This is a genomic window from Clostridium sp. CTA-17 (genome assembly GCF_054767895.1).
The window spans coordinates 501,394-515,642 of the sequence record NZ_BAAABF010000001.1 but is presented as its reverse complement, the minus strand read 5'-3'; the positions used below and the strand labels follow the sequence as shown (position 1 = coordinate 515,642).

Annotated in this window: 11 protein-coding genes and 1 CRISPR repeat array; of the genes, 1 reads left to right on the top strand and 10 read right to left on the bottom strand. The window is 25.7% G+C overall.

From position 1 onward, the window contains the following. Positions 1 to 210: 210 nt before the first annotated feature. Both ACYUCG_RS02210 and ACYUCG_RS02205 read right to left on the bottom strand, forming a co-directional pair. Complete coding sequence (locus ACYUCG_RS02210) at positions 211 to 813, bottom strand: hypothetical protein (RefSeq protein WP_460268003.1); 603 nt, start codon at positions 811 to 813, stop codon at positions 211 to 213. After that, complete coding sequence (locus ACYUCG_RS02205) at positions 801 to 1,313, bottom strand: flavodoxin family protein (protein ID WP_460268002.1); 513 nt, start codon at positions 1,311 to 1,313, stop codon at positions 801 to 803. The genes ACYUCG_RS02210 and ACYUCG_RS02205 overlap by 13 nt, the downstream gene beginning before the upstream one ends. 296 nt (positions 1,314 to 1,609) lie before the next feature. Here ACYUCG_RS02205 and ACYUCG_RS02200 point away from each other — a divergent pair, with 296 nt between their 5' ends. Next, a complete protein-coding gene (locus ACYUCG_RS02200) occupies positions 1,610 to 2,089 on the top strand; it encodes an NUDIX hydrolase (protein ID WP_421756935.1) in 480 nt (159 codons plus the stop codon). 101 nt (positions 2,090 to 2,190) lie between these two features. Here the strand turns inward: ACYUCG_RS02200 and ACYUCG_RS02195 are convergent, their stop codons facing one another. The 8 genes from ACYUCG_RS02195 to ACYUCG_RS02160 all read right to left on the bottom strand — a co-directional run bounded on the left by ACYUCG_RS02195 (position 2,191) and on the right by ACYUCG_RS02160 (position 14,225). Then, positions 2,191 to 2,541 (bottom strand): hypothetical protein, encoded by a 351-nt coding sequence (locus ACYUCG_RS02195; RefSeq protein WP_283700107.1) that lies wholly within the window; start codon positions 2,539 to 2,541, stop codon positions 2,191 to 2,193. Positions 2,542 to 2,716: 175 nt separating this feature from the next. After that, positions 2,717 to 5,496: a CRISPR direct-repeat array (repeat unit 30 nt; unit sequence ATTTAAATACATATCATGTTAAGGTTCAAT). 203 nt (positions 5,497 to 5,699) lie between these two features. Continuing rightward, a complete protein-coding gene (gene cas2 / locus ACYUCG_RS02190) occupies positions 5,700 to 5,990 on the bottom strand; it encodes a CRISPR-associated endonuclease Cas2 (protein WP_060796974.1) in 291 nt (96 codons plus the stop codon). A gap of 339 nt (positions 5,991 to 6,329) precedes the next feature. Next, positions 6,330 to 7,328: a type I-B CRISPR-associated endonuclease Cas1b gene (cas1b, locus tag ACYUCG_RS02185; RefSeq protein WP_283690439.1), complete on the bottom strand. Its 999-nt coding sequence runs from the start codon at positions 7,326 to 7,328 to the stop codon at positions 6,330 to 6,332. A 23-nt stretch (positions 7,329 to 7,351) separates the two neighbouring features. Further along, the gene (gene cas4 / locus ACYUCG_RS02180; RefSeq protein WP_283690440.1) at positions 7,352 to 7,843 is read right to left on the bottom strand and encodes a CRISPR-associated protein Cas4; all 492 of its coding nucleotides are present in this window, start codon (positions 7,841 to 7,843) and stop codon (positions 7,352 to 7,354) included. Between the two features lie 18 nt (positions 7,844 to 7,861). Beyond that, positions 7,862 to 10,600, bottom strand: coding sequence for a CRISPR-associated helicase Cas3' (cas3, locus tag ACYUCG_RS02175; protein ID WP_460268001.1), 2,739 nt, complete (start codon positions 10,598 to 10,600; stop codon positions 7,862 to 7,864). 78 nt (positions 10,601 to 10,678) lie between these two features. Then, on the bottom strand, positions 10,679 to 11,494 hold the full coding sequence (gene cas5b, locus ACYUCG_RS02170) for a type I-B CRISPR-associated protein Cas5b (protein ID WP_460268000.1): 816 nt from the start codon (positions 11,492 to 11,494) through the stop codon (positions 10,679 to 10,681). Positions 11,495 to 11,498: 4 nt separating this feature from the next. Continuing rightward, positions 11,499 to 12,449 carry a type I CRISPR-associated protein Cas7 gene (locus ACYUCG_RS02165; RefSeq protein ID WP_110060639.1) on the bottom strand — a complete coding sequence of 317 codons (951 nt, stop codon included), beginning with the start codon at positions 12,447 to 12,449 and terminating at the stop codon, positions 11,499 to 11,501. A gap of 6 nt (positions 12,450 to 12,455) precedes the next feature. Beyond that, positions 12,456 to 14,225, bottom strand: coding sequence for a type I-B CRISPR-associated protein Cas8b/Csh1 (locus tag ACYUCG_RS02160; RefSeq protein WP_460267998.1), 1,770 nt, complete (start codon positions 14,223 to 14,225; stop codon positions 12,456 to 12,458). Positions 14,226 to 14,249 lie beyond the last annotated feature (24 nt).

The following is a 14,249-nucleotide window of genomic DNA, read 5'->3' as shown; positions in this document are numbered from 1 at the left end:
ATAAAAATATCCTTAGGCAAGCTATACTAATACCTAAGGATATAAAATTTATTATGTATTTTTTAATTATAAAATCTAATTATTAATACTAGAGTCCTCTATTAAAGAGAGTTTATTCTTTTTAAAACCTATTATTTTTATGATAACTTATAAACTTTAAAGTTGATTTAAATTCAAAAATAACATTTATTATCCTAATAAAATAAATAACTATTCAATCTTCATTATTTCCATCTGTGATTTTGTAATACCATTTCTTTTTCCGTAGTTAATCCAATAATTTGTAGAGGCCTTAAGATACATGTTTTTTGATATAGGCATGGTAACCCTTAAGTTTTCAGGAGTGTTATTGTAAATAGCCTTTGCTATTTTTTTTATTTTCCATTTTACAAAGATTTTAAAAGGTGTTCCTAAAATAGCCTCCCCACCACCAATTGATAGTACTGAATTAAACTCATATGTATTTTGTTTGCAAAATAATTTAACCATATCAATGCAAACATTGTTTTGTTCAGGCTCTATAAACCCACAATTTATTATTACATTTACTTTAGGTTTGTTTTTTGGTGGATTTTCTTCAAGAACCTTTAAAAAGTTAAGCATTGTAACTGGAAGTCCATCTGCATAAAGTGGAAAAACAAGTAGTATATCTGTATACTCTCCTATCTTGCTACAAATCTCTTTATGATTATTCTTTGTAATATTAAAAGTATCAGCTTGTCCTTTGTAATAACTGCTAAAGATTTCTCCATACTCTTTAGAGTTAGATCTTGGTGCTCTTGGACTCCCATTTATAATAATTACTTTTCCCATTTTCTAACCTCCTTATCTACTACCTCTTCTAAATTCTCTTCATCTACAAAAATAACATTAAAACTTTTGAAATTCATATTGTGAGAGTTACGCTCTATTAATCTTTTAAATATTTCTTTTTCCTCATCTTCTATATTTCCATATGCAATAATAATAGCATCCTTCATAGCTAAATCACGCTGAACATGATGAGCCTCCCCATTTAAAAGACGAATAAAAGCTTGTTGAATTGGAATAGCTCTCTCAAGCATAGTTTTCATCACTGTATCATAAGAACCATATTTAACCTTGCTTACATAAATCACCTTATCACTCTTTGCAATAATAGGATAAACCTTTACTGCATCATCACGAATAACACACTTTCCAGGAGTTTTAGTCCAACAACCAAAACATCCTATACAATTTGAAATTCTAAGCTTAGACAAATCAATATATTTATTTTCATCACTCTCTAAAAAATTAATATTTAACTCTTTATCACTTAGTAATAATCTCATTTTCTATTCCTCCTATAACACCTAAATAAACTGCTTCAAAGATTTAATTAACTTCTGCTTAATCTTTTTCTACAGTTTTTATAGCAATCATAGTTAAAATACTATGAAAATAACCTCTATTAAATTAATTACTCTTGTAACTTCACAGTTATCTTATAAACTTTGGTACAAGTATTTATATTTTTATTATATATCCTTCATGGATTATAAATTGAATAAAATGTAAAAAATACTAGAAATATTTTTTTATAAGGAATAAACTAATCTTGAAATATAATTTTGAGAGGTTTAATATTATGGAATATGATTGTGGTTTTGTAAAGGAAAGTAACTGGTTTCGTTATCGTGCTGGTGCAATTATTATTGAAGATGGGGCTGTTCTTTTCGCTAGTAATGAAAGGGAAAATTACTACTACTCTATTGGTGGTGGAGTACATATGGGAGAATCAGCTGAAGAAGCTGTAAAGCGTGAAGTCTTTGAAGAAACAGGAGTTGAATATGAAGTTGATAGATTGGTATTTATACATGAAAACTTCTTTAAAGGTGATGGAAGTTTGGAAGGTAAAAACTGTCATGAAATATGTTTTTATTTTTTAATGAAACCTAGAGGAACACGTAATTTAAATAGTAATAGCTATACTGGTGGAGTTAAGGAAATAATGTATTGGATTCCAATAGAAAAACTAAGTAATTATCGCGCTTATCCTACATTCTTTAGAGAAAAGTTAACTAATCTTAAGAATGAGATTGAACACATAGTAACTTATGAATATTAAGATAAAAAATAAAACTGATAAAATACTATTTTTATATTTTATCAGTTTATTTTTATATTATAAACCTTTGATTTTAAGATTATATTTTTTAAATTATATTACTAGCTTTTAACTCTATCATAATTCTTCAGTATATAAACAACTAATATAATAATAGAGAAAAATACTGAAATATTTTGAAATATGTAAAATGTACTTCCTTTTACTTTATCCTTTTCATCAAGTAAATATGAAACTGGCCAAAAAGACATGAAACATAGTACTCCATAAATAATTATAAATAATCTTAATATAATATTAAATCTTTCTCCATACATCCATGCTAAAAGACAAAAGCTTAAAAATAAAGCCATTCCAAGATTCATAACCCTTATAAAAATATTAGATTTTTCTATATCTTGCCACCACCAGAATTTCAAAATATTTTTTATAATAAAAGCTAGTTTTTTCATATTATACCCCTACTTAATTATAAAACTTTATATAGAAAGACATTAAGTAATTATATTATACTGAAAAACAATATAAATTAGTTACTTAATTTTTAGTGAATTCAGTATTAATATTTAAATACATCCATGTTAAGGTTCAATATGCATAGTTTAAAGTATCATATTCTAAATCATAATTTAAATACATATCATGTTAAGGTTCAATCAAACCTGTCAACATCATACTCAACATCAAGTACCGATTTAAATACATATCATGTTAAGGTTCAATAAGTTTTCTAGCACTATTAACAACTGAATTTCGTAAATTTAAATACATATCATGTTAAGGTTCAATAGCTGGAAGTGATGTTAATATAAAAAATAAAAAAGGATTTAAATACATATCATGTTAAGGTTCAATTTAATCCATAATCCAAATATTTTCTAGCTAAACGCATTTAAATACATATCATGTTAAGGTTCAATTATAGAGGAAGGTGTAGAACCTTTCAGAGAAGATTCATTTAAATACATATCATGTTAAGGTTCAATCTATAATCACAATCATCAGATTTACCAATATAAAAAATTTAAATACATATCATGTTAAGGTTCAATATCAAGAATTGATAAGCAAAGACAAAAGGATTTTTCATTTAAATACATATCATGTTAAGGTTCAATACACTTTCAACTTGCTCTGGAGAAATAACCATACCTATTTAAATACATATCATGTTAAGGTTCAATTGCTATGTTATTAGAAGTAGGAGCATCTTCTGTTCCATTTAAATACATATCATGTTAAGGTTCAATTAATCTAAAGAATAAATATAAGAATCAACAACATCATTTAAATACATATCATGTTAAGGTTCAATTAATCTAAAGAATAAATATAAGAATCAACAACATCATTTAAATACATATCATGTTAAGGTTCAATGCGAACTTGTCTATTTTTATAGGTACTAAAACATCAATTTAAATACATATCATGTTAAGGTTCAATCTATTGGACAAGACAATGGATTTTATTTATATTAATTTAAATACATATCATGTTAAGGTTCAATTTTGAGTCTAATCAGTAGGGGGGGCTATCAAATCCATTTAAATACATATCATGTTAAGGTTCAATAGAAAGCTCCTCCAGTATTGTAATAATATCCTCTCATTTAAATACATATCATGTTAAGGTTCAATCTTTTTCTTTCCTTAAATTTATATTAAATTTTACATATTTAAATACATATCATGTTAAGGTTCAATGAACATCCGCTAATAAAGATTCAACTAAAATATTCATTTAAATACATATCATGTTAAGGTTCAATGAAAAACATAAATGGGCTTGCCAAAGATTTTTAAAATTTAAATACATATCATGTTAAGGTTCAATGTATATGCAAATCCTTTGGTTCCTGTAATAGAAAGATTTAAATACATATCATGTTAAGGTTCAATATGTGGAAAGGAAGAAATAAATGGACTCTGATTAAATTTAAATACATATCATGTTAAGGTTCAATGGATAATTCCTATTAATTCAATGCTTAGTATTGGATTTAAATACATATCATGTTAAGGTTCAATTAATGCTCTTTCTATGTTTTTTATTGTATTTTCTCATTTAAATACATATCATGTTAAGGTTCAATGTTATGGTAAAACTATGTGTATGTCGGAGGAATTGTATTTAAATACATATCATGTTAAGGTTCAATGAATGTTTACAGTAACTATACCACTTAACAATTTTTATTTAAATACATATCATGTTAAGGTTCAATAAATAACTATTACTATAAATAACAATAAATTTAAGGATTTAAATACATATCATGTTAAGGTTCAATGTTAAGGTTGATTCTGAAAATGAAGAAAAACCAGTATTTAAATACATATCATGTTAAGGTTCAATGTTTTAGGTAAAGAGCATCAGACTTTGTTAGTTATATTTAAATACATATCATGTTAAGGTTCAATACTGTTTCTTTACCTACTGCTCATTCTATTTTGGAATTTAAATACATATCATGTTAAGGTTCAATTTGGACATCAATGGGGTTCTTGGAAAGGTTCCCGTATTTAAATACATATCATGTTAAGGTTCAATGAAGTAAATTGTTGTATTTTGGAGGTTTTCTGATAATTTAAATACATATCATGTTAAGGTTCAATTTGTTTTATAAATTGATTTGTTGCAACAGCACTAAAATTTAAATACATATCATGTTAAGGTTCAATAAAATATAAATATAATTGCTAATTTTCCAATAAAATTTAAATACATATCATGTTAAGGTTCAATACCTGTTATTTCTCCAGTTTTTTCATCAACTGTTATATTTAAATACATATCATGTTAAGGTTCAATCTTCTGATGAAACTATATTTATAAATGGAAAGTGGTAATTTAAATACATATCATGTTAAGGTTCAATTTATCATGTTAAGTTTGTAAGAAGGAGTTGAGTTTAATTTAAATACATATCATGTTAAGGTTCAATTTCAACTACTGGTGGCGGTAGACATTTGTTTATAAAATTTAAATACATATCATGTTAAGGTTCAATATAGATAGAAATAAATTCATTGCAGGCACTTATAAATTTAAATACATATCATGTTAAGGTTCAATGAATGTGAAATATCCGTACTCTAGTGTACGATACCAATTTAAATACATATCATGTTAAGGTTCAATTTCTATATTTAAAAATTTATATAAAGTAAAAATTGGATTTAAATACATATCATGTTAAGGTTCAATAATAAAGCCTAGAAAAAAATATTCTTTCATACAGAGATTTAAATACATATCATGTTAAGGTTCAATTTTTATAAAACTAAAATGTAAAGAGGTTTTATAAAATTTAAATACATATCATGTTAAGGTTCAATTATCCTCTTCTCCCTATCTACAACTTCATTTTCTACATTTAAATACATATCATGTTAAGGTTCAATACTTGTAAAATAGCCATTCTTAAATTTAATAAATATATCTTAATCTAGTTATTTCAATACTTATACTATAATTTTACCAGTGTTTTATTAAGAATTAAAGAGGGTATCGAAAATCAGCCTAAAACCTAGTTATTTCAAGGATTTCGCAAACTTTTTTTCCACTTAAATCACTGGTAAAATTATATGTTATTTTGAATTAATTATTAAAGTATCAGTGTTTCCCCGTTAATTACTTCTTGAATTCCTAGCACTTCTTCTCCAAATACATTTCCGTTTAATAATTTAACAATACATATGAAGTCTTCATCTTTTTCTATTACTTTATTTAAATCTTTTCTTAAGTTTATAAGGTTAGAAGGCGTTATTTCTCCCCTAAAAACTGATTTTTGAAAATGAGATAAATACTTCTTACAAACTTTAAATACCCTATTTACCCTCTTTTCATTTACATCGTAAAATACAAAAGCATAATTATAATTCATTTTACTTTTCATATCTTACATCTCCTTTTATGTTTTAATTAAATATAAAAACGTTAATTCTTCTTTTAAAATTAGAATAAAATACAAGTATATATTCAATACTATTTTTTGTTCTCATTAATATAGAAAATAATAAGAGTGTAAAATAATTGAACCATCTTTTATAGACAGTCAATTTACATAATTAAATATTTTTCTGCCTATATAGATCAATTAAGACCTACCAATACTTTAAATAGGTAAAATAAGTAATCTTGGTTACAAGCCTTTAGAATAATTAAAAGATACCAATAATAAAGAAAAACTTTCAAAATTTAAGCAAATAAAGTACTGCAGAAAATTTAAGATAGACTAATACTTATTTCTTAAGCTAAAAGGTTTAAATTCTTTACCCTCTATTATATATTTAATAAGCTTGTAGCAATCTAATTTCATAGCTGTTTTATAAGTTACTCTTCTCTTTAACTTTGGATGGACAAATACAGAGTCTAATTTCTCTTCAAAAGCTTTTATAAATATATTTCTCCCCTCTTCATTTAAAAGACAATAATTGACCTTTTTATCAAAATGCTTGTCTACTTTTAACATTTTCTTATTTACTAATTCAAAAATAGTTTTATAAACTATTACTGGCTTAAAAACTTCACTAATATCTAGACTTAATGAAAACCTTCCTTCTGATGGTTCATGTAGAAAACTTACTCTCTGATCTAGATGAGTTTTATATATGGTTGATATTGTCTTGGTATATAAAAGAGAGTTTCCAAAGGAGATTAATGCATTAATAGGATTATCCGGTGGTCTTTTACACCTTTTATTCAGAATAAATTCTTCCGGCAAAATAACCTTAAACTCAGAATAAAATCTCTGCCAAACTTCTCCCTCAGCTGCCATTAACTCTTTAATATTTTCAGCTTTATTAACTCTGTGATAAAATTCATCTTTGATCCAATCTATAGTTCCCTTAACTTCCTTTTTATTATGTTTATAGTAATGATAAAGAAGTTCATAAATATTTTCTCCTATACCACTTACTATACTTTTTGCTATTATTAATCTATTTTCTTCAAAAGCCTTAACTTGTTTTATAAGCAATTTTCCACTATTATACTTATCCTTAGGATAAAAAGTTCCACTGTACCCTTCATAATAGTTAAAAAAATGTATTATTATATTATTTCTAGATATGAAATCTAATAATTTAGTATTTATGCTAATCTCATTTAAGCAATAAATTTCACTTGTTCCTTCTACTGGAATGTAGACATTTTTCCCATCTTTTCTAAAACATAAGGAATTATCTTTCCTTGTAAGCTCCCCCATAGAACTTATATATTTGGTTTTCGCCATAATACTATTACTCCTCTCACAAATTAAATATAGCAATACTCATAATAAGCACATTTTTTACATTTATGTTCATTAATGACATTGGGAATTTCTTCTTCTAAAATTAATTCCTCTATGTTTTTAACAATACCTTCTAATTCTTTTTCATTCTCTTCAGTTAACTCAATAACTAAAGTTTTCTTTTTTGTTTTATTTTTTTCGATAAACTCTAGTTTTCCCTTTCTCTCAATTCCCTTAGCTTTTAAAACCTTTAAATAAAATAATAGTTGCCATTTTGCAGCTTCCACATCTGCATCTGATTTTTTAATTTCTGTTAAATATTCCTTTGTAAGTTTATCTATTTTAACATTGTCTATTTCTAACTCAGTATTATCTCCCTTTCTTTTTTCTTCATGAAGAGCCTTTCCAACTTTAACAGTTTCACTATTATCTTCTAAGTTAAATCTGTTTCCATGAAAATAACATTGCCTCTTACAATGAAAGTAATAATTTATAAGAGTTCCATTAACCTTCAAAATTCTCACCTCTATAATTTATATAAATTCTCCAATATCTTTTTCAAATATAGATTTATTAAGCTTTCCATTTTCAAAAAAGTCATATCCATTTTCTATATATAAAAGCTCTCCTATTCTATCGTTATAATTAAAGTTTTGCTTTGTTCTTATTCTATAAATAAAGTAATTCATTTTAGCTTTAACCTTTGATAATTTAATCATTTTTTCAGCATAGTTCATTTCATTATTTAATAATAAATTTCTATACTCTTTCCATACTTCTTCCCCATCTATTTTATAAACACTTCCAGTATTCTTATTCTCAATCTCAATCTCGTAAGCTAAAAAAACTTGAATATCATTTCTATCATCATCTATTAGCTTCATTTTTTCCTCAACATTTTTAAAGTCAAGATTCCTAACAGGTCCATTAAAGAATAGCTCTGTATTGTTATCATTATAGGAACTAGTATTATCTAAAAGAGGCTCATTAACTAACTGGTTATAATAATCAAAGTCCTTTTCAATTAATATATTTCTAATATCCTTATTTTCTATTGTTAAACTGGTGTTTTTTCTAACATCTCCCTTATATATGCTAATTGCATTATCTAAATTAAAGAAATATACCTTTGAGTCTTCCTTTAAACAAGATCTATTTATTCTTCCTAAAAATTGTTCTTCACTATCTAATATGGAAGAATCTTTAAATCCTATATCCATATCAATATCTACACCAGCTTCTATAACTTGAGTTGCTACTAAGGTTACATTGTCTAGTCCTTTTTTATCTTTGTTCCCTTTTATTTCATTTATTATTTTTTCTCTATCGATTGAATTATCATCACCAGTTAAAAGCCTTATTTCACCAAACCCCTCTTCTGATTCTTCTCTTATTTTAAGTTCTTCAAAAAACTTATAAGCACTGTTTTTACTTATAAATTCTACTATTCTCTTTTTCCCATCATAAGCTTTAATCTTCTCAATTAAGGCATCAAAAATCTCATCTTTTTCTAAGTCCATTAAAGAATAATCGACCCTTACTCTATTTTTAAACTTTTCATTTTTGAAATATTTGTCTCTATCTTTTATTAATCTAACTGAGTTTTTATTATTTAAAGCCTTCTCCTCTTCATACCTAACTAAATTTCCTTTATACTTTTCATCTAAATCTCCACTTTTTTCATATGAATTTTCTACATCAGCCTTTATAAGAAGCCCTTCTAAATCTGGAAGAGTTGCAGACATTATTATTATTTTAATATTTAAGATCTTTGAAAATCCATTTAAAAATTCTATTATTTCTCTCCATATTTTATTTTTATAACTCTGTATTTCATCAAGGACTATGACACTATTAGCTAGTTGATGAAAGGCAAATATATTCTCCTTCATAGTGCCAAACATATAAGAAAATAAGGAAACATGAGTAGTTAAAATCATTGGATAATTTAAAAACTGTCTATTAAGCAATGACTTTGAATAATCACTGTATTCTAAATCTTCAAAGTACTTTTCTTTTTCATAATCAGTTCCTTTTACCTCTTTAATGGGAAATAAAGAATTTATAACTGCTATTTCTTCTAAAACCTCTTTATTATTTTCATAAATTTTTTCTAAGGTAACTAAATTTTGTTCTATTAAAGTATTGAAGGGATACACATAAAATATCTTATTCTTAGTAGGATCATTTTCTATTATTTTGAAAGCTAAATTATTTGCTACATTACTCTTTCCACTTCCTGTGGGAGCCTCTAAATAAAATATATTCTTATCAATATTCTTTAAAAGTTCTCTTTCAGCATCTAAAAACATTTCATTTCTTAAAACATTTATATTTTCTACCTTAGAAAAATTCTCTTCCTTGCCATATTGATTCTTTTCATATTCTCTTATAAGCTTATAAATCTCTCCACTTTTAAAGGTTTCATAAAATTTATTTATGTCACTAATAGTTCCTATGTCCTTAATTTTAGTCCCATTCATATATTCTGAAGTTGAATAGTAATCACAGGCTATTAAAATTGAAAGCATAAATCTTTCATAGGTATATGTTCCTATTTCTTTTTTTATGGAATCTTTACCTTCTAATATGCTTTTACTGAACTCCTTATATTTTTCTAGTATTTTTTCAATATGCCTTTTATTTAAAATTAAATTTCTAAAATAAATAGGATTTATTATTTTTTTAAGTTCCTCAATTTTTTCCTCTTCAAACTTAGATAAAAGTCTTCCTTCTTTACTTGTGTATAAGTTTATATTATCTATTGGTGAATGATGTTTAGAAATTATATATGAATTTAAAATAAGAAGTGTAAAAAAGGAACTATGATTTTCTTTTTTAACTTTTCCTTCTTTATTAAGTTTTACAAGTTTCCCTAAAAAATAATCTATATAAATTATTGAAGAGTAAATGGAATGATTCGTATCTATATTTAATTCCATATTAATGTCTAGCTTATTTTTCATCTTTATCTCTTGAAAGTTTGGATTAATCTTTCCCATATCATGTAAAGTTATTATGCCTACTAACATTTCTCTAAATAAATTTTCTTCATCATGAGAAGGTTTGGTTAAAAAGATATTTTCAAAATTTAAAAAGACCTTTCCTAAATTCTTCTCTCTATAAATCTTCTTAAAATACTCTTTACATAAGTCTATATGCATTTTTAATGTTTCTTTTTCATTATTTGCTCCCTCTATATGAGCTAAAACTGTATATTCTTCTTTTATTAAATCATCTATATTTAATGAATTTAAAGCTTCAAAATACATATTATATCTCTTTCCTTTCTAAAAAATTTGGCTACATCCTGCTTAAAATTTATTAAGCATATTGATGTAGCCATTTTTCTATATAAACTGAATAGTTTTATCTTTTATTTTATAAATTAAACTATACTTTTCTTTTTCTAAATAACTATTTGTATAAACTAAGCTTTCTGTTTTATACATGATTGTTTCTGCATCAAGGGATAAAGGTAAAAACTCTTCATATTTATATAGAGGTTCTTCCTTGGTTACATCTTTATTATTTTCAGAGAATTCATCAAACTCACTAAAATCATCAAAATCATCTTCCTTAGGTTTATTTGACAGTTTATAAGTGTCTTTTTTAAAGAAACTATCTATATAATTAACCTCTAAAGATTCTTCACATTCACAAATTTCACAATTTAATATATCAGCCATATGATCATTTTTGCCTAAGTAAGGCATATAAACATAGTTTTTATTAATCATGGCCTTTGAAAGTTTTTCAGCTTCCTCATTATCTAAAAGAATATAGATTTCCCAAGAAGGGTTTTCTAACCATTGCTCCTTAACAATAAGATTTCCACCTTGCTCTTGAGAAGCATATCCTACAGAGTTATTAAATATATTTATCTTTTTTCCTATAACTCCATTTTTATTCTTTGGAACTATAGCAACCTTTAAATCCTTTAACTTTTCATAAAACTCAGGAAGCTTTGACTCTTCCTTAGAAGATTTTTGTCCTTTATATTTTGAGTTTTTTTGATTATATCCTCCATAACCTAATATAGCTCCCAAAATCCCAAGTAAAGCCACCTTATGAATATGACCATAAGTAAAATAAAGATTAGAATTCACATCAGGTCTTTTAAAAAATCCTGTTTTTCCTTCTAAAGTAAACTTTAAAGCCTTCATAATACTACACCTCTTTTTTACTAAAGATATTGTAATATTTAGCTCCTTCAAAATTAGCTTTAACATTGATTGTTAGAGGATTATAGTAAACTTCTATGCTTTCTATTCTCTCTTCTAATCCATCTAAAATTTCTTTAAAGTTTAATTCAAAGGTATTTTTTTCTTCTCCTTTTATAAACTTTACATACTTATCTAAGTTAGGCAAATATAATGTACTATCAGTTTTTATGAATACTGATAATTCATTTTCACAACCAACTTTTGAATTTGTTGCAAAGGCTGTTGCTGAAGAAATAGCTGCATCCTTAAATGCTTCATAATCTTCTTCTGTATATCCTTCTGTAACTTCTAATTCTACAAACTCTTTATATGCAAGTGGATTTATAACAAAAGGATAACAATAATGGGCTTCTGGTGTTACTATTTTAGTTCCTAAGGTTGAATTTTTTGCCTCTTCATCATCCTTTTTATTTGGCTTTTCAGAACCATCTCTAAATGGTGATAATATGGTTTGCTCTTCAGCTTCTGCCTCTTCATAAATATTATATCCTTGTCCTATTTGAACTGCTCCAGTTATGGATATATTATTTCCTTCTTCTGCAAAGGTAGCACCAAAGTTTTTTACATCCTTAGCTTTAAAAAGATTTCTTAAAACCTCTCTGCCATCCTTTTCTTTTTTCAAATCATCAATATCAAATAAATCTTCATATCTTTCCTTCAATGACTTTGGAACTAAAGAAACCTCTCCTTTTTTACTTTCTGAAAATTTCATTGATTTTATATATAAAACCTTCTCTCCTGCATTATCCCATGCTTTTTTCATAGGGTATTTTAAGGCTTTATCACTTCCAAATATATCTCCTTCAGAAGTTGTTTTTGGGAAACCTGTAAAATCAGCATTCCAATTTGCCATTCTTGATGAAATGCCTATTAATCCATAAACTCTTTTATCCATAATAATCTAACTCTCCTTTTTCTCAAACATTATATTTCCACTTAAATATCCTGCAGTTATTAAATCTCCCTGTATCTTTCCTTCCACTTCATAGCTTAAAACCATGCTATAAAGTCTTTTGAATCTTATATCTTTATTTGAATCTAAATCGTAATTATATTTTTTATAAAGTCTAAATAAATTGTCCTTTATTGTTTTATCGCTCTTTGCATTTATTATAGGATTAGCTAAAGATAAAGGCTTATTCTTCCCCTTGCTTTTTCCTAGTAAATATGAAGTTAATTGACCAACTGCAAAAAAATACTCTCTATCGCTATTTATATAATCCTCTTTATTATCTAAGACCTTGCTTCTTAAATCCTTTCTTATGCCCAAAAGAATATCAGCCATACTTTCCTCTCCTCCTTCAAAATACTCCTTTAAGGAATAAATCAAATTAAACTGATTTATTGCCTTTGTAAAATATCCATTATTTAATGAATTCTTTAAGGTTAATCTTGAAGCCTTATTTAAAACACTCCAAACATTACTTTCATCGCCCTTATGAAGCCACTTAAATAATTGCTCTCTAGATATTAATAAGGCTCTTTTTATGTCTGTTTCCTTAATTGAAATATCCTCTAAAAAATAATTAGTCACTAAAAATCTATTGAAAAATATTATGTTAATTAAACTTTGCATATCTTTCTTTTTTGTAATAGTTTCATATTCCCAAGTGTCTTCTTTTTTTCTGTTTTTATATAAGTTTTCTCTAGGTGCATCTAATATATTTTTAAACTCAAACTTTTTCTTTAATTTAGGAGAATAGCTTGAAATCATGTCAAAGTCATGAATTTCACATTCTTTTCCCTTTTTAATTCTTATATAGTTTCCAGTAAAATCACTATCTAAAAGCTCTCCATCCTTAATAGCAAAGATTTCCGAATCATTTAAATAGATATTATTTTTTCCCTGCGAAGCTAAGTTAAAAAGAAAATCAAATACCTTTTTCTGCTTTAATACTTCCTCTTGATTTATTAAATATGGATATACTACACTTCTTGTTTTATTCTCTAAATAAGGCTTTTTTGAATTTAATCCCATATTATCATTGGGAAGGCCTAATATATGATCCTTTGTTTCTAAGTTATAATCATTATTATTATAAATATTAGGAATCAGATAACGTTTACCTTCCTTATAAAAATCATCTTCATTAAATAAGAAGAATATCTTTAAATAGTTTTTCTGTTTTAAATCTATATCTAAATTAAAAATATTCTCATCAATCCAAGCTTTTACCTTAGACAGTTTTTCTAAATCAACCTCTCCTATTTCCTTTTCTACATTTTTATAAAGCTCTAAAGATTGTTTTCCTTTTTTAGCATATTTTTCTTCTAAATTAGATAAAACTCTATAGTATTCATCTATACGCTCTTGATTTAATTTAGATTGTCCAGTTTTTTCATCTGGCTTTAAACTTTCCTTTTTAACAAAAAAACTTAAATAATTATTGCTGTGTATAACTTTTTTCCCATCAATTGGCTTATTCATGTCTATAAGCTTACTATTGTAATCCATTTTACATAGCAATTTGAAATTTTCTATGGTGGTATCAACTTTTTTAAGCTTTTTATCAAAAATAATATCAGCTCTATAAAATTCCTTAAGTTGTCCATTTCCATCTGGCTTTACTATTATATAAGTACCATCAGCAAGCATATAATTATCTAAAATTCTATTTTCTAAGGTCTCTCCAAAATTACTATAAATGTAGTCTCTAACTTGATCTAACAAAATTCCTCCCCCTCTCTAATTCTT

Bases quoted from the DNA above. Each gene is read 5' to 3' on its own strand.
- ACYUCG_RS02210 (WP_460268003.1), bottom strand. From the start codon at position 813: ATGGGAAAAGTAATTATTATAAATGGGAGTCCAAGAGCACCAAGATCT.
- ACYUCG_RS02205 (WP_460268002.1), bottom strand. From the start codon at position 1,313: ATGAGATTATTACTAAGTGATAAAGAGTTAAATATTAATTTTTTAGAG.
- ACYUCG_RS02200 (WP_421756935.1), top strand. From the start codon at position 1,610: ATGGAATATGATTGTGGTTTTGTAAAGGAAAGTAACTGGTTTCGTTAT.
- ACYUCG_RS02195 (WP_283700107.1), bottom strand. From the start codon at position 2,541: ATGAAAAAACTAGCTTTTATTATAAAAAATATTTTGAAATTCTGGTGG.
- cas2 (WP_060796974.1), bottom strand. From the start codon at position 5,990: ATGAAAAGTAAAATGAATTATAATTATGCTTTTGTATTTTACGATGTA.
- cas1b (WP_283690439.1), bottom strand. From the start codon at position 7,328: ATGGCGAAAACCAAATATATAAGTTCTATGGGGGAGCTTACAAGGAAA.
- cas3 (WP_460268001.1), bottom strand. From the start codon at position 10,600: ATGTATTTTGAAGCTTTAAATTCATTAAATATAGATGATTTAATAAAA.
- cas5b (WP_460268000.1), bottom strand. From the start codon at position 11,494: ATGAAGGCTTTAAAGTTTACTTTAGAAGGAAAAACAGGATTTTTTAAA.
- ACYUCG_RS02165 (WP_110060639.1), bottom strand. From the start codon at position 12,449: ATGGATAAAAGAGTTTATGGATTAATAGGCATTTCATCAAGAATGGCA.